The organism is Pseudoalteromonas sp. NZS71, assembly GCF_015864715.1.
In the GTDB taxonomy this organism is placed as follows: Bacteria; Pseudomonadota; Gammaproteobacteria; order Enterobacterales; family Alteromonadaceae; genus Pseudoalteromonas; species Pseudoalteromonas arctica.
The window spans coordinates 26,280-46,080 of sequence record NZ_JADYWS010000017.1; the positions used below are offsets into that span (position 1 = coordinate 26,280).

Genomic DNA, 19,801 nt, shown 5'->3' on the forward strand with positions numbered 1-19,801 from the left:
CAAGCATGAACGCCTGGTTTACTTGTGAAATAAAATCAAATGAATAAAGATAAAAAACAACTACGAATTGGTATTGTGGCAGGTGAACTGTCGGGCGATATTTTAGGTGAAGGCTTAATTAAAGCCCTTACAAAACACTTTCCGGACGCTATTTTTGAAGGAATAGCAGGACCTAAAATGCAAGCGCAGGGCTGTAAAACACTTTACGACATGGATGAGCTTTCGGTAATGGGGCTTGTTGAGGTGCTAGGGCGTTTGCCGCGTTTGCTTAAAATACGTAAACAACTCGTGCAGCATTTTGTAGATAACCCACCTGATGTATTTATTGGTATTGATGCACCCGATTTTAACTTACGCGTTGAAAAGCCACTTAAAGATGCGGGCATTAAAACAGTACAGTATGTAAGTCCATCTGTTTGGGCGTGGCGCGAAAAGCGTATACATACAATAAGTGCAGCCACTAACTTAGTGCTTGCGTTACTGCCATTTGAAAAAGAGTTTTACGATAAACACCAAGTGCCATGTACATTTGTAGGTCATACCTTGGCTGACGATATAGCGCTTGAACACGACGACAGCAAAGCGCGTGAAGAACTCGGCTTAAGCCTTGATGACAAAGTACTGGCGTTACTTCCTGGTAGCCGAGGCTCAGAAGTTGGTTTACTAAGCGAAACTTACATTAAAACAGCTGCAGAGCTGCAAGCTAAAAACCCCAATCTTAAAGTTGTGGTGCCACTGGTTAACGAAAAACGCAAAGCGCAGTTTACTGATATATTAAACGCTACCGCGCCAAATCTTAATGTTAACCTGCTTGATGGACAATCAAAATTAGCGATGCAAGCTGCTGATGCTATTTTATTAGCGTCGGGCACTGCAACACTCGAAGGCATGCTTTATAAAAAGCCAATGGTAGTGGGCTATAAAATAAAGCCTTTGAGCTATTGGATATTTAAAACTTTATTTACGTTTAATATTAAGTATTTTTCGTTGCCTAACTTATTAGCAGACGAAGAGCTAGTGCCTGAGTTTTTACAAAGTGAGTGTAATGTGGCTAATTTAACAAATGCGCTTACTCCTATGCTTAATACAGATAACATTGAGCTAAAAGCACGCTTTTTAGCTATTCACGAAAAAATTAGATTAAATGCCAGCGAACAAGCAGCGAATGCTGTGGCGGAGTTAATAAATGCAAATTGATAGACCTAATGTATCCTTAATTGCCGGTGTAGATGAAGTAGGGCGCGGCCCGCTTGTTGGTGATGTAGTTACTGCCGCCGTCATTTTAGATCCCACTAAACCAATTGCTGGCTTAGCGGATTCTAAAAAATTAACAGATAAAAAACGCCAAGCGCTTGCGATTGAAATAAAAGAAAAAGCATTGTGTTATGCGTATGGGCGCTGCAATCCAACAGAAATTGATGAGTTAAATATTCTGCACGCGACTATGCTTGCCATGACCCGTGCAGTAGAGGCATTAAGTACGCAACCTGAATTTGTATTTATAGATGGTAATCGTTTGCCAAAACTCACTATGCCAGCGCAAGCTATTGTTAAAGGCGATAGCTTAGTGGCAGAAATTTCAGCGGCGTCTATTTTAGCTAAAGTAGCACGCGATGACGAAATGATTGAGCTTGATAAACGCCACCCTGAATATGGCTTTGCAGGGCACAAAGGGTATCCAACAAAAGCACATTTTGCAGCGCTTGAGCAGTACGGCGCGATTGATGAACATCGTAAAAGCTTTAAACCTGTGCAGCGTGTATTGGCGCAAGCCAATGGTGAGGGTTAAGCATGGCTGCTCCTGATTTTGTTCATTTAAGAGTTCATTCAGATTTTTCGATGGTTGACGGCCTTGCTAAAACAAAGCCAATAGTTGCTAAAGCGCAAGAGCTGCAAATGCCCGCTATTGCGATTACCGATCAAATGAACTTTTGTGGCTTAGTGCGTTTTTACGGCGCAACACATAACGCCGGTATTAAGCCTATTGTGGGTGCTGACTTTTGGGTTCGCAGCCCAGAATTTCCTGATGAGCCAAGTCGTCTAACCATATTGGCAAAAGACAATGACGGCTATAAAAACATTACCTTATTGATATCTAAAGCGTATCAGCGTGGGCATGTGTTTCATCGCCCCGTTATTGACCGAGAATGGCTGGTGGAACATAAAACGGGCTTAATTATTCTCTCGGGCGCTAAAGATGGTGACTTAGGTAAAGCGTTACTAAAAAATAACCCGAGTGTTATTGAGTCGGTTGTTAGTTTTTACAAGCAGCATTTTAGCGACAACTACTACCTTGAGCTTGTTCGCACTAATCGACCGCTTGAAGAAGACTACTTACACATGGCGGTAGAGCTTGCTACAAAAGAGCAGTTACCTGTTGTAGCGACCAACGAAGTGGTATTTTTAAAGCCAGAAAACTTTGAAGCGCACGAAATTCGCGTTGCTATTTTTGACGGCTACACGCTTGACGATAAACGCAGACCTAAACGGTTCTCTGAAGAACAATACCTAAAAACATCAGAGCAAATGGCTGAGCTGTTTAGCGACATTCCAGAAGCCCTACAAAACACAGTAGAAATAGCTAAACGTTGTAATGTAACGGTTCAGCTAGGGACTTACTTTTTACCTGATTACCCAACTGGCTCACTTAAGATTGATGAGTTTTTAGTTAAAGTGTCAGAAGATGGTCTTGAAGAGCGATTACAGTTTTTATTCCCCGACGAAGAAGAGCGAAAAGTAAAACGTGTAGAATACGATGAGCGACTTGATATAGAGCTTGGCGTAATTAACCAAATGGGATTCCCAGGTTACTTCTTAATCGTAATGGAGTTTATTCAGTGGAGTAAAGATAACAATATTCCTGTTGGGCCTGGTCGTGGTTCAGGTGCAGGTTCATTAGTTGCATACGCACTTAAAATTACCGATTTGGACCCACTTGAATTCGACTTGCTTTTTGAGCGGTTTTTGAATCCAGAACGTGTATCAATGCCCGATTTCGACGTCGATTTTTGTATGGATAGACGAGACGAAGTAATTGATCACGTATCGGCTTTGTATGGGCGTAATGCGGTATCGCAAATTATTACCTTTGGCACCATGGCTGCAAAAGCGGTAATACGCGATGTAGGGCGAGTGCTTGGGCACCCTTACGGGTTTGTTGATCGTATTTCTAAAATGATCCCCGGCGATCCTGGGATGACACTTGCTAAAGCGTTTGATATAGAACCGCGCTTGCAAGAAGCCTACGATGGCGATAACGAAGTAAAAGATTTAATCGACATGTGTCGCATCCTAGAAGGGTGTACACGTAACGCCGGTAAACATGCGGGTGGCGTAGTAATATCGCCAACCACTATTACCGACTTTGCCGCGCTTTATTGCGATGACGAAGGTAAGTTTCCGGTAACGCAATTTGATAAAAACGACGTAGAAACTGCAGGCTTAGTTAAGTTCGATTTCTTGGGTTTACGTACACTGACTATATTGCAGTGGGCGGTCGATATGACCAACGTGCGCATGGAGCGCCAAGGTAAAGACCTCGTTGATATAAATACCATCCCACTGGATGATAAAAAAAGTATTGAATTATTACTTCGCGCCGAAACGACTGCTGTATTCCAGCTAGAGTCGCGCGGTATGAAAGACTTAGTACGCAGACTTAAGCCCGACTGCTTTGAAGATATGATTGCACTCGTGGCCTTGTTTCGACCAGGTCCGCTGCAATCAGGTATGGTAGATAACTTTATCGACCGAAAACTGGGCCGCGAAGAAATCTCATACCCAGATGCGCAGTATCAGCACGAAAGCTTAAAACCAATACTTGATCCAACGTACGGCATTATCTTGTATCAAGAACAAGTAATGCAAATTGCGCAAGTACTAGCAGGTTACACGCTAGGTGGCGCCGACATGCTGCGTCGTGCAATGGGTAAGAAAAAACCCGAAGAAATGGCAAAGCAGCGTTCAACGTTTGAAGATGGCGCAAGAAATAACGGCATTGACGGCGAACTCGCAATAAAAATCTTCGACTTGGTAGAAAAGTTCGCAGGTTACGGTTTTAATAAATCTCACTCGGCGGCGTATGCACTTGTTTCGTATCAAACGCTGTGGATGAAAACGCATCATCCTGCAGAGTTTATGGCTGCGGTAATGTCGGCTGATATGGATAACACCGACAAAATCGTTATTTTGGTGGATGAATGTGAAAACATGAAGCTCACCTTATTGCCGCCAGATGTGAATGCAGGTGAGTTTAAGTTTACAGTAAACTTGCAAGGCGAGATTGTTTACGGTATTGGCGCGATAAAAGGCGTAGGTGAAGCACCGGTTGATGCAATATTAGAAGCGCGTGCAAAAGGGGGCCCATTTAAAGATTTATTTGATTTTTGTGCCCGAGTTGATTTAAAACGCTTAAATAAACGCGTGACCGAAAAATTAATTTATTCAGGTGCACTCGATAATTTAGGGCCAGAAAAAACCCAAGCTGGCCGTGCTACATTACTAGCTAGTTTAAAAAGTGCAATGCGGGCAGCCGACCAACACAACAAAGCTGAGCTATTAGGGCAAAGTGATTTGTTTGGTTTATTAGCCACTGAGCCTGATGAGGTTGAACAAGCCTTTATTAAAGCCACAGGCCTAACTGATAACGAATGGTTAGATGGTGAAAAAGAAACCCTAGGCCTTTATTTAACTGGGCATCCGATAAATCAGTACCGCCGTGAGCTTAGGCATTATACCAGCGGGAAAATAGTTGATTTACAGCCAACGAACCGCGATGTATTTGCAACAGCCGCAGGTTTGGTGATTGCTTCTAGGGTATTAATTAACAAAAAAGGAAATCGTTGGGCCTTAGTAACTTTAGATGACAAGAGTGCACGGATTGATGTACGCTTGTATTCAGACGAGTTTGAAAAGTACCAAGATATGCTCCAAGTTAACAATATCTTGGTAATATCTGGACAGGTCAGCTTTGATAACTTCTCCGGTGGTATTACAATGACCGCCAGAGAAATAAACACCATTGCTCAAGCGCGTGAAAAGCGTATTAAAGCGATTAAAATGACGCTGAACATGGTGCAAGTCGAGGCAGGTTTCTTCGATAAATTACAAAAAGTACTCGAACCCTATAAAATGGGAACGTGTCCGATCAAGGTTTATTACCAACGTCCAGATGCGTTGGCGCAATTAACTCTTGGGATCGAATGGTGTGTTACGCCAAGTGACGACTTAATTCATAAGTTATCACTAATGGCTGCGCAAGATGTAGAACTAGAATTTAACTGATTAGGTAGTTTAGAGCATGAGCCTCAATTATCTTGATTTTGAGCTTCCAATTGCAGAATTAGAAGCAAAAATTGAAGAATTACAAAATATAAGCCGCGCTGGCGAATTAGACCTTGAGTTAGAAGAGGAAGTCAGCAAATTAAAAGAAAAAAGTGCCAAACAAAAACAGGAGATTTTTTCTAATTTAGGCGCTTGGCAAGTATCACAGTTAGCACGTCATCCGTTGCGTCCTTACACTCGAGATTATATCGAGCGCATTTTCACGGAATTTGACGAGTTTGCTGGCGATCGTACTTTTGCTAACGATCCGGCTATTTTAGGAGGCGTTGCGCGTTTAGATGGCGAACCAGTAATGGTTATTGGCCAACAAAAAGGCCGTGACACTGCTGAAAAAATTAAACGCAACTTTGGTATGCCAAAGCCAGAAGGTTACCGTAAAGCATTACGCTTAATGGAAATGGCTGAGCGTTTTAAAATGCCAATCATGACCTTTATCGACACGCCGGGTGCATACCCAGGTGTTGGCGCTGAAGAACGTGGTCAATCTGAAGCAATCGCGCGTAACTTAAAAGTAATGGCGACACTTAAAGTGCCGACAATATGTACGGTTATTGGTGAAGGCGGTTCAGGTGGTGCATTAGCGATTGGTGTTGGCGACAGAGTTAACATGTTGCAATACAGCACTTACTCTGTAATTTCGCCTGAAGGTTGTGCGTCTATTCTTTGGAAAAGCGCCGACAAAGCACCACTTGCAGCAGAAGCAATGGGTGTAACCGCAGAGCGAGTTAAAGAACTAGATTTAATCAGTAACTTAATTGATGAACCTCTAGGTGGCGCGCACCGCAATTACGATGCTATGGCACGTAACTTAAAAGTTCGCCTTAAACGTGACTTAGCAGACCTACAAGCGCTTACGCTTGAAGAAATGCTTGATCAACGTTACAAACGTTTAATGTCGTTTGGTTATTGCTAAACACATTAAATGTTAAAAAAAGCCGCTTATGCGGCTTTTTTGCTTTAAAATGTTCAGAGTTTTTATATAAAAGTGCGCCCATATGCATACATCAGCAATTTATCAGCAATTAAAAAAATCATTAAATAGCTATATTGAGCAAGGTAACACCGCTTTTACAGTGGCGCTTTCTGGTGGCGTTGATTCTGTGGTGCTGTTGCATTTAATGCGCACTTTAAAAGTAGATAACCCTGCAATTAATGTATCGGCTATTTATGTCCACCATGGCTTGAGCCAGTATGCTGATGACTGGCAACACTTTTGCAAAAACGTATGCATTGAGCTTAATGTGCCTTTTGAAGCTGCGAAAGTTGTTATTGAGCCGCAGTCGCGCACAAGTCTTGAAGCCCAAGCTCGCGACGTCCGTTATAAAGCACTTGATGAGCTAAGCCCACAAGGCAGCATTATTTTACTGGGCCAACACTTAAACGACCAAGTAGAAACGTTTTTACTGCGCTTAAAGCGTGGCTCAGGTTTAAAAGGGCTTGGTTCTATGTATAAAGAGCGCTTGCTGCAAAGTGGACGTATATGTTTTAGACCATTACTAAATGTAGCTCGCAGCGATATAGAAGCGTTTGCAACGCAGTTTAGTATTAGCCACATAACCGATGACTCTAATACAGATGAAAGTTTTGATCGTAACTTTTTACGCTCAAAAATAGTACCTGTGTTAGCTGAGCGCTTTAATGGGTTTGAACAATGCACTGCACGAAGTATTGAGCTACTACAGCAGCAACAAACATTACTTGATGAATATACTCAGCTCGATTTAAATAAGTGTATTAACGAGCATCAAGCGCTTTGCATTGGCCAGATAAGCGAATACAGCGCAGCGCGCATTGCAAATATAGTACGTGCGTGGCTTGCATTATTTACACAAGTGATGCCATCGCAAAAGCAGCTCGAGCAAATTATTAATCAAGCAATGTGCGCAAAAAACGATGCACAAATGCGTATTGATTTGCTCGATGGGCAAATACGTCGTCATCAAGGTTATTTGTATTTTGTAACACCAAGTGAAGTATTAACAGATATTGAGCTGAATTATTCACAGCTAAAACTGGCAGACGGGCGCTTATTAATTAAAAGCACCGGTTGCGGAGTAAGACCTCCACACGCTAATGAGCAAGTAGTAGTGCGCTTTGATTGCAATAGCGCACGCATTAAACCACTTAAAAAGCCTGGTAGTAATACAGTTAAGCATTGGTTTAAAGATGCAAAAATAGCGCCCTGGCTTCGCGCCAGTGTGCCGCTTATTTTTTATAATGATGAATTAGTTCAAGTGGTTGGCTATTTTATAAGCGCTAAGCATATTGATGAAAATGGTATTTTTTGGGAGTGTAAATAAATGAGTAAACAGCCGCATGTTGGTTTGTCGTTAGTTACTAAAGCGCCAATGGGTATGCTAATAACGGCCGTTATAGCTATTATTGCTAATATTTTACTTGAGCTAAATATTGTAACGTTAGGTTATGCAGTTGCGGGTGGAATTGTATCTGCAGTGCTTTTATTAGCTTATTGGTTAGGTAAAGGTGGATTGTTTTTTATTTTAGGCGTGAGCCTGCCACTGCTTTTAGTATTATTTACACCGCTTGCTACTATTACCGCATTACTTAATTTAATTAGCGGATTCTTTTTTGGTTTTTGTGCCGCGTTGTTTATTTATAAATTGGTAAGTGCAAAGCCTAGCGGGGGAAGCTAGGCTTTTTATTTAATGCAGTTAAGTAAAGACTAATATGCTTTTGCGCAGTTTCTACCAGATGCTTTTGCTTTGTATAAACCTTTATCGGCGCGAGCAAATATTTCAGTTTCGCTGTCTTGGCTGTTAGCTAAAGTAAAACCAATACTGGTTGTTACTTTATACTTAGACATTAGAGGCGATTTTCTTACTAAGCACATTATCCGCTCAGCAATCACTTTATTCGTTGTAAACTCAGGGTCTTCAATAAGTAAAGCAAACTCATCACCACCAAACCTAAATACCGAATCAGTGCCGCGTATGCTGCTACACAGTACTTTTGAAAACTCTTTAAGTGTATCGTCACCAATTTTATGGCCAAAGTTGTCGTTAACTTGTTTAAAATTATCTAAATCAAGCAGCATTAAACTAAATGGACGCTGGTAACGACGGCAGTTTTCAAGTTTTTGCAGTAAAAAGTCATTAAACTGACTACGGTTATTTAAGCCGGTTAACGCATCTTTTGTGGCAAGCTTTAGTACTCGGCTATACATCATTGCATTACGAAGTGGATAAACCAGCGCAGTATGCAAAGTATGTAGCTTTTTCTCAATGGCTTGACCAAGTGGGAATTTACTAAAATAAATTAGCTGCCCTAAATGTTCTTTACCAATCGCCAAATCAAAAATATAGGGTGTACTATTTGTATCACTCTGTGATGTTTGCGTAGTTCCCAGTGTTGACTGAAACTGTAAACCAGAGAAATTTAACAATTGTTTTGTAAATTTTGCGTATATAGCTAAAACATCCTCAATCACTAAGCTAGTTTGTAGCTCTGTAACGAGTTTATGTGTTTCTGTTATTTCATTTGTTGGCGAATGTTCAGCCGAAAACGGCAAAAAATCACCGCGACCAGACACACGCTGCGTCAAAATATGGACGTTTTCCATTAAATTCTCCCCCGAGGGTGTTACTTTGCAATTACTAAGCGATTTTTGTGCCATATTTTAAAACTGGCTGAAAAACAGAAGGTTGCTATATTTAAAGTAAGTCCCTTGGTTTAATTGACGCGTGAGGCCGAATTTGCAGAGTATTAACGTTCAAATTTTTGGCTTGCTAGTGGCAGCAGTTCTTTTTGTGTGGTTTTTTAAACGCATTGGCTTGCCGCCTATTTTGGCGTACCTAGCAACGGGGGTCTTAGCCGGTAGTCATGGTATTGGTTGGTTAGCGCAATCTCATGAAATAGAGTTTGTAGCAGAGCTTGGGATTGTGTTTTTGTTATTTAGTTTGGGGTTAGAATTTTCTATTTCGCGGCTAATGGCAATGCGAAGCCTAGTATTTGGGCTGGGCTCGTTACAAGTAGGTATAACCAGCTTACTCTTCATTATTATTTTATATTGTTTAGACTTTTCCCTACTCACCAGTTTTACCATTGGTACAATTATGGCGCTTTCTTCTACGGCTGTAGTGGTTAAGCTATTAAAAGAAACGGGTGAGCTTAATCAGCGCCGTGGGCAATTGGCCGTTGGTGTACTGCTTTTTCAAGATATTGCTGTTGTTCCTCTATTAATAATACTTCCTTTATTTGCATCAAGCGACTCTCAAAGTATTGGTTGGGCTTTAGCGTTTGCCCTAAGTAAGGGCGCATTTGTATGCGTGCTTCTTTGGGCAATTGGTAAATGGGTATTGCCCATTGTGTTTAAAGAAATAGCGCAAGTACGAACCGATGAGTTGTTTGTGCTTACCACTATATTAGTCGCCTTATTTGCGGGCTTTTTAACGTATATGTTTGGCTTGTCTATGGCATTGGGCGCTTTTTTAGCGGGAATGATGTTAGGTGAGAGCCATTACAGGCATCAGTTAGAGGCCGATATACGTCCATTTCGCGATATTTTAATGGGGCTGTTTTTTGTAACTGTGGGTATGCAGTTGGATATTTTATTTGTACTGGCGCATATAGTAATAATTATTGGCGCATTGCTTGGGCTACTCGTATTAAAAATTACAGTAGTAGCACTTAGTGCGCGGCTAATGCATGAGCGAAACCAAGACTCGCTCGCCTGTGGCATTATGCTGTGGCAAATGGGGGAGTTTGGTTTTGTACTTATCGCACTTGCTGGCCAGCATCAGTTATTAAACTCAGAGCAAGCTTCATTTTTAATTGCCCTTGGTGTGTTATCAATGGCATTTACACCATTTTTGATTGATAAAACGCCATTTATTTTAAAGCGTTTGGGTATACTCGATCGCCCTAGTTTAGCGCTGGAGAGTGAGCCACAAAGTAGTACACTTTATAGTGACCATGTTGTTATTTGTGGTTTTTCGCGTGTTGGGCAAACTATAGCGCGTTTTTTAAAGCCCGAAGCAATAGACTACGTTGCCATTGAAAGTAACCCAATTTTAGTACAAGAAGGCAAAGCGGCAGGTGAGCCTGTTATATTTGGCTATGTTAAACAAAAAGATATTTTAAAGTGCGCAGGAGTAGAGCGAGCTCGCTTGGTTATTATTACTTTTACAGAGCTTGATCACGCACAAGTTGTTATTGATGCCATAAAACAAATAGCGCCCAACGTTAAAATACTTATTCGTACTCGTGACGATAGCCAGTTAGATTATTTAAAAGGGCTAGGCGTAACCGAAGTAGTGCCAGAGTCGTTAGAGGCGAGCTTAATGCTCGTGTCGCATGTGTTGTCTATGTCGGGCGTACCGATGACGCGTATTGTGCGTAGAGTAAGTAAAGAACGTCGTAATCGTTATCCATTAATGCAAAGCTTTTACGCAGGGTATTTTAAAGATAGCGAAGATGCCTCCAGTGAACGATTAGAATACTTACATGTTGTAGCGCTACCTCAGCAAGCTTATGCCGTGGGTAAAACAATTGAAGATCTTAATTTAGAAAAGCGGCGAGTGCTCGTAAAAGCACTGCGCAGAGAAGGAGCCGAAATAGATACGCCATCAGCGCAAACAACATTATTGGCTAATGACGTTTTAGTATTACAAGGTAAACCAAGGCGTGTTGAGCGGGTAGAGCACTATCTGCTCGACGGAATCGAATAGTGACTTAGATTAATCTAGCTCTAAAAGATTAATCTAACTCTAAAAATTCACGCATCTTAGGCAACTGCGCCATACCGTCTTCATAGCCAATTTGCATTAAATGCTGGGTGTAGCGTTTTTCAAACAATAGATAACTGGTTAAACTCGATTGCGAATGCTTTTTAACACCTATGGTACGTAGCAATACTTTAATGGCCCATGGCATATCGTCGTAATACTGAGCTGCAATGGCATTAAAGTTTTGCGAAGGGTTAATGACAAAGGTATCTATTTGTTTAAGTTCTTGATGTTTGTCGCGAGCGGGTAATAGCCCTAATGTTCGGTTAACACGAGCTAAACGCTCCAAATCCGATTGCATAGTGTCGGTAAATACACTGTCGAGTAAATGCCCTGCAACAGCAGATAGACCCGGATAATGTGGCGAGTAACCCGGTGGGTGTAATTCTTTGGGTTGGTCGACCCCAATAATAAATATTTTTTCAGCGCCTAAATGAATCGACGGACTCAGCGGAGAAAGTTGATGTATAGAGCCATCCCCAAAGTAATGGTTATAAATATTTACACTGGGAAACACCATAGGGATGGCACTCGATGCCATTAAGTGCTCAACATTAATACGAGTTGCACGGCCTTCGCGTTTAGCACGCTGCCAAGATGTTTGCGTATTAGATTGAAAAAATGCAACAGAGTCGCCCGTTGTATAACTTGAGGCCGTAATAGACAGCGCATCTAAATAATTACGATGTAAATTGCGCTCAATGCGGTGTAAATCTAAAATTTCGTTTAATAAACCACGCAGAGGGCGGTTGTTTAGCAAGCTCGCTGGTGGATGGTTAATATGTTCTGACTGAAAGCTCGTTAAAATATTACGCGCAATATGACCAAATACGCTTAAAAAATCACTTTTATAGACCATAGAGGTTGAAAAGTTCTTCCAAACTGATTCAAGCTTTCGTACAGCCAAATGCGCACAGGAGGCGTAACATGCTAACGCAGCTGAATTAATAGCCCCAGCAGAGGTGCCATTTATTACTCTAAATGGCAATGGAGCAGTACGAGGCATACTATGAGCTAGCGCTTTAAGGACACCCACTTGATAAGCAGCACGTGCGCCACCACCTGTGAGTAATAAGGCAATTTTAGGTTTTTGTGGATCAACTTGCTTGATTTTCATATTGGTGGTTAAACTGTTCTACGTCTTTACTTTATTTATTAACTGTAAGTCTTTAAGCTAGAAGAATCAAAGGATAACTGCCCTAATACTTATTACATTGTTTAATCACCCAATTTAGTACTTAACTTACTTTGCTATAATTGCCGTATTATAAAATGTAATAGTATTTGTGTAAGAATGAATTTAATCCACTTAGCGTACTCTAAGTGATATCGCATTTTAATTTTTATGGAGTTCGTATGTCAGATAAACCAGAAGCATCAGATGTTCAAAAACGTCCACCTAATAACAATATTCTTTTCGCCGTTATTATTTTAATAGTCGTAGCATGTGCGGCCGCCTTCGTATTGCTAACACCCAGTGACGAGCAAGCAACACGCACTGAGGTAGAGCCCACAGTTAAAGAACAACCTATGATGGAGCTTAAACCCGAGAACGACCCTGTGGTAGATGCGCCGTCTGTAAATCCAGAAAAGCCAGCAGAGCTTGAAGTACCAGCACAAAGTCCAAGTGAGCCTGTGCCAGAAGCAGAGCCACTACCAACGCTTAACGAAAGTGATGCAGTTGTTGTTGCTAAAATGGACGAGTACCTAAGCGACTCAGTAATGAGCTTAATGGTGACCGACGATGTTATTCGTCGTGGTGTGGTATATGTAGATAACTTAGCAAAAGGAAAAATAGCTAAAAAGCACATGCCTGTTGTACAGCCAGAAGAAAAATTTAGCGTGAATGAAGGTGATATCTTAACTATTAACCCTAACAGCTACGAGCGTTATACACCGTATGTGAAAATATTTACCAGTATGAGTGCAGCGCAAGCCGTTCGCATGTACGAAGAGTACAAGCCACTTATTAATAATGCATACAGTGAAATTGGTTACGGCGATGACGAGTTTAATCAAACGCTAACCGATGCAATCGATTTATTACTTGATACGCCAGAGCCTGAAGGTGACTTGCCGTTACTTCGTGATTCAGTAACGTATCAGTATGCGTTTTCGGAGTGGGAGCAATTACCAGATGCACAAAAACAGCTTTTACGTATGGGTCCAGAAAACATGAAAAAAGTAAAAGCAGCATTACGTAATATAAAAGCGCAGTTAGAGAACAATTAATACGCACTAAAATAGCTAAATACGCCGCGATTGTATATGAAGTATGCAATCGCACTTTCTTTTTAGATTATCCCTTGAATAACAGAGCAAAAGTAGAGATAATCCCTCCCGCGCCAACCAAGGCCCTCAATGGTAGTCTTATTGGTCCTCTCGCAACACTAGCAGGCGAACCTGGTCAGGCCCGGAAGGGAGCAGCCACAGTTTGTGACGTGTGTGCCGAGATGTGGCTGGTAAGACTGCCACCCAAATTCCTCATTTGGGTGTTTGAACTAATAAACTTAATTCCTCAAAAATAATTCCTCTAATTAAATAATACTATTTATTTATAGATTACTTTATAAATTACTTTATAGATTGTTATGTCATTTTTGTTAAAAATATTACTAATAACTACATGATAGTATTAATTAAAAGTAAATTAACCTCCCTTTTAAACATGTTGCTCATCCTCGATTCATAAATACGACTTAAGTCTAGATTGTGTAGTACGAAGTTAGGATTAGAATAATGTCAAATTTAGAGAGGAGCTCAGTATGCACTTGGAACGTATTCGCAATAGTAACCTGCATGACAAGGTGATGCCGGCAGAACAAGCAAGCCAATTTATTAAAGATGGAATGACTGTAGGGATGAGTGGTTTCACTCGCGCCGGAGAAGCTAAAGCAGTACCCAGAGCGTTAATTGAGCAAGTCAAAAAAAATCCAATAAAAATAAATTTAATGACTGGCGCATCTTTAGGTAATGATCTCGACAAGCTATTAACAGAAGCGGGCATTTTAGCGCGTCGTATGCCTTTTCAAGTAGATAGCACTTTACGTAAAGCGATTAATAACGGCGAAGTTATGTTTATTGATCAGCATTTATCTGAAACGGTTGAGCATTTACGTAACCATCAATTAACCATGCCTGATGTGGCTGTTATTGAAGCCGTTGCCATTACCGAAGAAGGGCATATTGTGCCAACTACATCGGTAGGTAATTCAGCGAGTTTTGCTATTTTTGCCAAAGAAGTCATCGTTGAAATTAATATGCTGCATAACCCGAATCTTGAAGGTTTGCATGATATATACATCCCTTCGTATCGTCCTACTCGCCAACCAATGCCGTTAGTTAAAGTAGATGATAGAATTGGTAGTACTGCAATTCCCATTGATCCTGCAAAAATTGTTGGAATTGTTTTTACTAACCAAAGCGATTCGTTTTCTACCGTTACCGACCCTGATGAAGACACCGCCGCTATTGCGCGCCATTTAGTTAACTTTTTTAAAGACGAAGTGGCTCAAAATAAATTGCCAGCTAATTTAGGTCCGCTACAAGCAGGCATTGGTAACATTGCTAATGCTGTAATGATGGGATTACTCGATTCTGACTTTAAAGACCTAACAATGTACTCTGAAGTACTACAAGATTCGACGTTTGACCTAATTGACGCAGGTAAGCTTAGTTTTGCATCGGGCAGCTCAATTGTTTTATCGGAGCGTTGTAATGCGCAAGTATTTAATAACTTAGAGCAATACAAAGACAAGCTAGTGTTACGCCCTCAAGAAATTTCTAACCATCCTGAAATAGTGCGCCGTTTAGGGATTATTGCAATAAACACCGCGCTTGAGTTTGATATGTATGGCAACGTAAATTCAACACATGTTTGTGGCACACGGATGATGAATGGCATTGGCGGCTCGGGTGATTTTGCTCGTAATGCTCATTTAGCAATATTTGTGACTAAATCGATTGCTAAAAATGGCGCTATTTCAAGCGTAGTGCCTATGGCGAGTCATGTTGATCACAACGAACACGATGTTGATATTTTAGTAACCGAGCAAGGCTTAGCTGATTTACGCGGTTTAGCGCCGCGTGAGCGTGCTGTACAAGTTATTAAGCACTGCGTGCACCCAGATTACCGCGACGACATGTTAGATTACTACAATCGCGCTTGTGAGCGTGGTGGGCACACCCCTCATTTACTTGAAGAAGCATTTAGTTGGCATATTCGCCTTGAACAACAAGGCAGCATGAAAAAAGTATCTGTAACCAATGCTCAAGTGCAACTGTCTGCATAAGCATTTTGGTTTATTAAAATTGAATTAGTTAGTTTTATACTTACTTTTGAACCGCACTAGTGTCAGCTCAATCAGCTTTGATTAGTGCGGTTTGATATAAACTGTAAGTCCAAAATAATTTTATACCTACTCTTTGCATACCTTTCTTAATCACCTTTATTACTGTTATTTTATTCACTTAGGTTTAAGTGCTATTACCGTTATTAAGTGTGTAATGTGTTTATTAAAAAAGAGATACTAAAATGGCGTTTGACAGAGGGTTAGAAGAGCGACCTTACAGTAAAACCAGTTAAGGGCTTGGTTTATATTTTGCCTGAAGGTTTTGAGTCTGATTCTGATTTAGCATATTGGATAAATACGTGCGTTAACTTTGTAGAGTCTTTACCGCCCAAACATTTTAAAAAACGACCCGCACTTAAGTAAATTAGCGAAGTATCACCTTAATTAAAATAAGCACTGCAATCAAATTACTGGCGCTATGAGTATGAATAACGCATAATTGAGCGACTGCTCACTTATGCGTTTTTTACTTATGTATGATTCATACTGTTTCAAAAGACGCTTTAAATTTTTTAGTAAATAAAAGAGAGAATGTAATGATTAAAGTAAGCGTATTATACCCAAATAATGAAAGTGCTACTTTCGATATGGACTACTACTGTAAAACACATTTACCCCTAGTTGCAGAGTTAGTTGGTAAAGCGCTTATATCAAGTAGTGCAGATGCAGGTTTAGCAGGTGGCGCACCGGGCGAAGCGCCAACTTATATTGCTATGGGGCATTTAGTGTTTGAATCGGTAGAATCTTTTCAGCAAGCCTTTGCACCTCATCAAGAAGTAATAGCGGCTGATTTAGTTAATTTTACTAACGTGTCTCCAGTAATTCAAATTAGTAATATTGCGGGATAAATTACACGCTAAAACTAATTTAAGAATTACTTAATAACCCCTACTGTATTTAATACAGTAGGGGTTTTATTTTAACTGCAATAAAGGGGCTAGCGCTCCGTTTTAAGTAATATTAGTTCTAATATTTAGATGTATTAAACCTGCCCTTGTGTTGATTGTGAAAATGATAAAAGTTATCATTTAGGTTGTTAGCTATCTACACTTCTCCCAGGAATTATCATGTTTAACCCTAATTATTTGGCATTAAGTATTGCTGCGTCTTTATCTGTTTTTTCTAATATAGCTTTTTCACAACAAAACGACGACATTGAAACTATTGAAGTAACTGGCCGTGCCCAGCAATTTTATCTAGAAACCGAAAGTAAAATTGGGACTAAAACTAATTTAGATCTTATTAAGCTTCCGCAATCGGCTCAGGTTTTAACCGAGCAACTTATTATTGACCAAGCAGCGCGTGACATTACCGATTTGTACCGATCTATTGCGGGAGTGAGCGAATATAGCTACTCAGGCGTAACTTTTCGTGGTTTTAGAGATGACGCAAATGTATTTTACGATGGTGTGCGTGGCGACCCATATTCGGGCTTTGGTGTACCGCAGTTATTTAATGTTGAACGTGTTGAAGTATTAAAAGGGCCAGCCTCTGCTTTGTATGGCGGTGGCGAACCTGGTGGGATGATTAATTACGTAACTAAAAAGCCAAGCTACACACAAAAACGCGAATTAAAGCTTACTTTGGGTAACTACAACACCCGTGGTGCATCACTCGATATGACGGGTGGTTTAAACGATACAATGGCTTATAGATTGGGTGGTTACTATGAAGAGCAAGACAGCTTTCGTAACAATGCAGACTCAAAAAACACCGAGCTGACCGGCGGATTGTTATTTGATTTAAGTGATTCAACAACCCTAACCACAAGTGTTGACTACATTAAACAAGACCTAGGCGGAAACCGCCTACGTGGCGTACCGGTAGATGATAACGGCAACTTTTTAGTTGACCCAAGTTATAACGCTAATGAAGCGGTTGATTATCAAGATATGGAAGCGTTGGTGCTTCAAGCCGAGATAAGTCATTACTTTAGTGATGATTTTTCTGTAAGTAGCACACTGCGTTACATGGATAACGAACGCGATCAAGGCTACCATGAGTCGCAAAGTTGGGTAGATGTAAACGGCGATGGCATTGCCAATATTGACGACGAAACGATTAAGCGTGAATACCGCAAGCAATATCGCGCTAATGAAGAAACAAGCTTAACCTCCGACTTTATTTATAACTTTAGACAAGGACAATTAACCCATCAGTTTTTATTTGGTGGTGATTACCACACCGTTGATACCGAATATGACTATTTACGTGCCCGATATGAGGCCGATGGCGTCGCTAATTTAAATATTTTTAATTTAAACTACGGTGAAACCGACCCAAGCACTTATAACCTCACCGACATGAACCGCGATGGCGTTGATACCGACCGATTTGGTGTGTATGCGCAAGACGTAATTAGCATAGGCGAGCAGTGGACAATAATTGCAGGCCTACGCTATGACCATTTTAAAGAGTTTAATCAAGAAACTGGTTTTAGTTACTCAGATAACGACATAACGCCGCGCGTTGCTGTTACTTATCAACCAGTAGAAAACACATCGGTATATATTAACTACTCAGAGAGCTTTAACCCTACATCGTCAGCCGACCAAGAAGATGTAGAAGGCGAAGGTAATTTAGAACCAGAAACCGGTAAGCAAACCGAGCTGGGTATGAAAAACCAATGGCTCGACGGCAAAATTATGAGCACCTTTGCAATTTACCAAATTAATAAAGAAAACGTGGTAATGAGCAACCCAGACGATACGGGAGCGGGGGATGGAATTGCTGCACTTTTAAATATAGGTGAAGTAGAAAGCCGAGGATTTGAAACAACTTTAGTCGGCGATTTATCAGCGCACTGGACCGTAACGGCTAACTACGCATACAACGATACGCAAGTGGTAGACGGCGTAACGGGTGATACGCTTTCAAATACATTTGGAGATGGTTCGCGCTTTGCTAATGCACCACGCCACCAGGCAGGTTTATGGACTCGCTACGCAATTGATTCAATTGACTCATCAATTGCATTTGGTGCAAATTACGTAAGTGAGCAACTTAGTACCAGTGGCCAAAAAGTAAAACCATTTACTGTATTTGATATGAGCTGGACGAGTCGCTTTGACGACGTATTACTGAGTGTAAATATTAATAACCTGTTTGACAAAGAATACGCGGTTAGTGGATTTAGTGAGCGAAACGGCCACTTTCCTGGCAGCCCTCGTGAAATTATTGGGCAAATAACTTACAAGTTTTAATACTTATTAGCGCGAGAGTCACTCGCGCTTTTTTTAAGTATCGCCTTGCACTTTTTTATCACTATTAAATTTAGCAGCTTCTTGAGTCGTGTTAATAGCCGTAATAGGGAAGGGGATTACAATACCTTCTTTTTTATAGCGTTTATGCAGGGCTTTTATAAAAGCAGATTTAACCCAAAAGCGATTAAAGTATTCTTTAGCTCTAAGCATTACCGTAAAGTTAATGCTTGATCTATCAAAGGTATGAAAAACCACAAAGGTATTGTAATCATCAACACCCCATTCGTGTGAAATAAGTATTTCACGAGCCACTTCAAGTGTTACTTGCTCAACAAATTCTAAATCTGAATCGTAATGCACGCTTATATCAACAGGCACGCTTAGCTCTTTTTCAGGGGAAAAGTAATTAATAATACGCGACTTAGATAATTGGCTATTAGGTATAATAATCATATTGTTAGGTAGCATTTTAACCCATGTAGATCGCCAGCCTATATGATCAACAAAGCCTTGCTCCTTAGATTCAAGCTCAATAAAATCACCCACCCTTATAGGTTTATCTATTACTAGCTGCACGCCAGAAAAAAAGTTTTCGAGGGTAGGTTGCAAAGCAAGGGCAACAGCCAGTGATGTAATACCTAACGAGGCAATAATGGGCGTAATAGAAATACCTAACGTGCCCATTAATACCAGCAAACCCACTGACGATAATGTAACGCGTATCACGCCTTTAATTATGCTTTTTGAATTAAAAACCACGGCTGATTGTTTACCATAGTAATTAATAGTGCCAATAATAAAGCGGTCTAAAAACATAATAAGTGCAAGCAGCGCTAATACAATATTAATGCTATTAAAAGGGATCTGCTGAGAAATAGAAGTACTAATAATGAAGGTGTCGTGCTCTAAAATGGTGAGTAGCACAATAATTGTGCACAGTGTTAGCGGCTTAGATATTGACTCTATTAGTAAAGTATCGAATATAAATTTGGTTTTTGAAGTCCATTTTTTTAGCCAGTACATTACAAAAAAACGAATTAAAAACAGTAGTATAGCTATAAGTAAAAAGGAGGACGCTGCGCTTAACCAAGGTGTGCTGTTAGAAAATTCCAGCGCTTTATTTAGCATAACTTAAACCTGTTCAATATAGTTTTATATA

The 19,801-nt window shown here is 40.5% G+C and carries 14 protein-coding genes and 1 other RNA gene; 12 read left to right on the forward strand and 3 right to left on the reverse strand.

The window, feature by feature from the left end:
• The first annotated feature begins 39 nt into the window (after positions 1-39).
• The 6 genes from lpxB (at position 40) to I6E85_RS12380 (ending at position 7,997) form a co-directional block, all read left to right on the forward strand.
• The gene (gene lpxB / locus I6E85_RS12355; RefSeq protein WP_024590730.1) at positions 40-1,197 is read left to right on the forward strand and encodes a lipid-A-disaccharide synthase; all 1,158 of its coding nucleotides are present in this window, start codon (positions 40-42) and stop codon (positions 1,195-1,197) included.
• Positions 1,187-1,789: a ribonuclease HII gene (rnhB, locus tag I6E85_RS12360; protein ID WP_010553737.1), complete on the forward strand. Its 603-nt coding sequence runs from the start codon at positions 1,187-1,189 to the stop codon at positions 1,787-1,789. Before lpxB ends, rnhB begins: the two co-directional genes overlap by 11 nt.
• A gap of 2 nt (positions 1,790-1,791) precedes the next feature.
• Positions 1,792-5,283 (forward strand): DNA polymerase III subunit alpha, encoded by a 3,492-nt coding sequence (gene dnaE, locus I6E85_RS12365; protein ID WP_024590731.1) that lies wholly within the window; start codon positions 1,792-1,794, stop codon positions 5,281-5,283.
• A 16-nt stretch (positions 5,284-5,299) separates the two neighbouring features.
• On the forward strand, positions 5,300-6,256 hold the full coding sequence (gene accA / locus I6E85_RS12370) for an acetyl-CoA carboxylase carboxyl transferase subunit alpha (protein ID WP_007581016.1): 957 nt from the start codon (positions 5,300-5,302) through the stop codon (positions 6,254-6,256).
• Positions 6,257-6,338: 82 nt separating this feature from the next.
• A complete protein-coding gene (gene tilS, locus I6E85_RS12375; protein WP_024590732.1) occupies positions 6,339-7,643 on the forward strand; it encodes a tRNA lysidine(34) synthetase TilS in 1,305 nt (434 codons plus the stop codon).
• Positions 7,644-7,997, forward strand: coding sequence for a hypothetical protein (locus I6E85_RS12380; RefSeq protein ID WP_007581020.1), 354 nt, complete (start codon positions 7,644-7,646; stop codon positions 7,995-7,997). It abuts the gene before it with no gap.
• Positions 7,998-8,026: 29 nt separating this feature from the next.
• Here the strand turns inward: I6E85_RS12380 and I6E85_RS12385 are convergent, their stop codons facing one another.
• Positions 8,027-8,923, reverse strand: coding sequence for a GGDEF domain-containing protein (locus tag I6E85_RS12385; RefSeq protein ID WP_024590733.1), 897 nt, complete (start codon positions 8,921-8,923; stop codon positions 8,027-8,029).
• Positions 8,924-9,056: 133 nt separating this feature from the next.
• Here I6E85_RS12385 and I6E85_RS12390 point away from each other — a divergent pair, with 133 nt between their 5' ends.
• The gene (locus I6E85_RS12390; protein WP_007584073.1) at positions 9,057-11,030 is read left to right on the forward strand and encodes a monovalent cation:proton antiporter-2 (CPA2) family protein; all 1,974 of its coding nucleotides are present in this window, start codon (positions 9,057-9,059) and stop codon (positions 11,028-11,030) included.
• Positions 11,031-11,058: 28 nt separating this feature from the next.
• Here I6E85_RS12390 and I6E85_RS12395 read toward each other — a convergent pair whose 3' ends face one another.
• Entirely contained in the window at positions 11,059-12,204 is a 1,146-nt protein-coding gene (locus I6E85_RS12395; protein ID WP_007584072.1) for a patatin-like phospholipase family protein, read from the reverse strand.
• Between the two features lie 239 nt (positions 12,205-12,443).
• On the opposite strand from I6E85_RS12395, the gene I6E85_RS12400 reads away from it, so the two are divergent.
• The 5 genes from I6E85_RS12400 to I6E85_RS12420 all read left to right on the forward strand — a co-directional run bounded on the left by I6E85_RS12400 (position 12,444) and on the right by I6E85_RS12420 (position 18,642).
• The gene (locus I6E85_RS12400; RefSeq protein ID WP_024590734.1) at positions 12,444-13,319 is read left to right on the forward strand and encodes a DUF3014 domain-containing protein; all 876 of its coding nucleotides are present in this window, start codon (positions 12,444-12,446) and stop codon (positions 13,317-13,319) included.
• 139 nt (positions 13,320-13,458) lie between these two features.
• An RNA gene (gene ffs, locus I6E85_RS12405) (signal recognition particle sRNA small type) lies at positions 13,459-13,555 on the forward strand.
• A 297-nt stretch (positions 13,556-13,852) separates the two neighbouring features.
• Positions 13,853-15,379 carry an acetyl-CoA hydrolase/transferase family protein gene (locus tag I6E85_RS12410; protein WP_024590753.1) on the forward strand — a complete coding sequence of 509 codons (1,527 nt, stop codon included), beginning with the start codon at positions 13,853-13,855 and terminating at the stop codon, positions 15,377-15,379.
• 596 nt (positions 15,380-15,975) lie between these two features.
• Positions 15,976-16,287 (forward strand): EthD family reductase, encoded by a 312-nt coding sequence (locus tag I6E85_RS12415; protein ID WP_002958288.1) that lies wholly within the window; start codon positions 15,976-15,978, stop codon positions 16,285-16,287.
• A 219-nt stretch (positions 16,288-16,506) separates the two neighbouring features.
• Entirely contained in the window at positions 16,507-18,642 is a 2,136-nt protein-coding gene (locus I6E85_RS12420) for a TonB-dependent siderophore receptor (protein ID WP_024590754.1), read from the forward strand.
• A gap of 33 nt (positions 18,643-18,675) precedes the next feature.
• Here the strand turns inward: I6E85_RS12420 and I6E85_RS12425 are convergent, their stop codons facing one another.
• Entirely contained in the window at positions 18,676-19,770 is a 1,095-nt protein-coding gene (locus I6E85_RS12425) for a mechanosensitive ion channel family protein (RefSeq protein WP_024590755.1), read from the reverse strand.
• Positions 19,771-19,801: the final 31 nt, after the last annotated feature.

Bases quoted from the DNA above. Each gene is read 5' to 3' on its own strand.
- lpxB (WP_024590730.1), top strand. From the start codon at position 40: ATGAATAAAGATAAAAAACAACTACGAATTGGTATTGTGGCAGGTGAA.
- rnhB (WP_010553737.1), top strand. From the start codon at position 1,187: ATGCAAATTGATAGACCTAATGTATCCTTAATTGCCGGTGTAGATGAA.
- dnaE (WP_024590731.1), top strand. From the start codon at position 1,792: ATGGCTGCTCCTGATTTTGTTCATTTAAGAGTTCATTCAGATTTTTCG.
- accA (WP_007581016.1), top strand. From the start codon at position 5,300: ATGAGCCTCAATTATCTTGATTTTGAGCTTCCAATTGCAGAATTAGAA.
- tilS (WP_024590732.1), top strand. From the start codon at position 6,339: ATGCATACATCAGCAATTTATCAGCAATTAAAAAAATCATTAAATAGC.
- I6E85_RS12380 (WP_007581020.1), top strand. From the start codon at position 7,644: ATGAGTAAACAGCCGCATGTTGGTTTGTCGTTAGTTACTAAAGCGCCA.
- I6E85_RS12385 (WP_024590733.1), bottom strand. From the start codon at position 8,923: ATGGAAAACGTCCATATTTTGACGCAGCGTGTGTCTGGTCGCGGTGAT.
- I6E85_RS12395 (WP_007584072.1), bottom strand. From the start codon at position 12,204: ATGAAAATCAAGCAAGTTGATCCACAAAAACCTAAAATTGCCTTATTA.
- I6E85_RS12400 (WP_024590734.1), top strand. From the start codon at position 12,444: ATGTCAGATAAACCAGAAGCATCAGATGTTCAAAAACGTCCACCTAAT.
- I6E85_RS12410 (WP_024590753.1), top strand. From the start codon at position 13,853: ATGCACTTGGAACGTATTCGCAATAGTAACCTGCATGACAAGGTGATG.
- I6E85_RS12415 (WP_002958288.1), top strand. From the start codon at position 15,976: ATGATTAAAGTAAGCGTATTATACCCAAATAATGAAAGTGCTACTTTC.
- I6E85_RS12420 (WP_024590754.1), top strand. From the start codon at position 16,507: ATGTTTAACCCTAATTATTTGGCATTAAGTATTGCTGCGTCTTTATCT.
- I6E85_RS12425 (WP_024590755.1), bottom strand. From the start codon at position 19,770: ATGCTAAATAAAGCGCTGGAATTTTCTAACAGCACACCTTGGTTAAGC.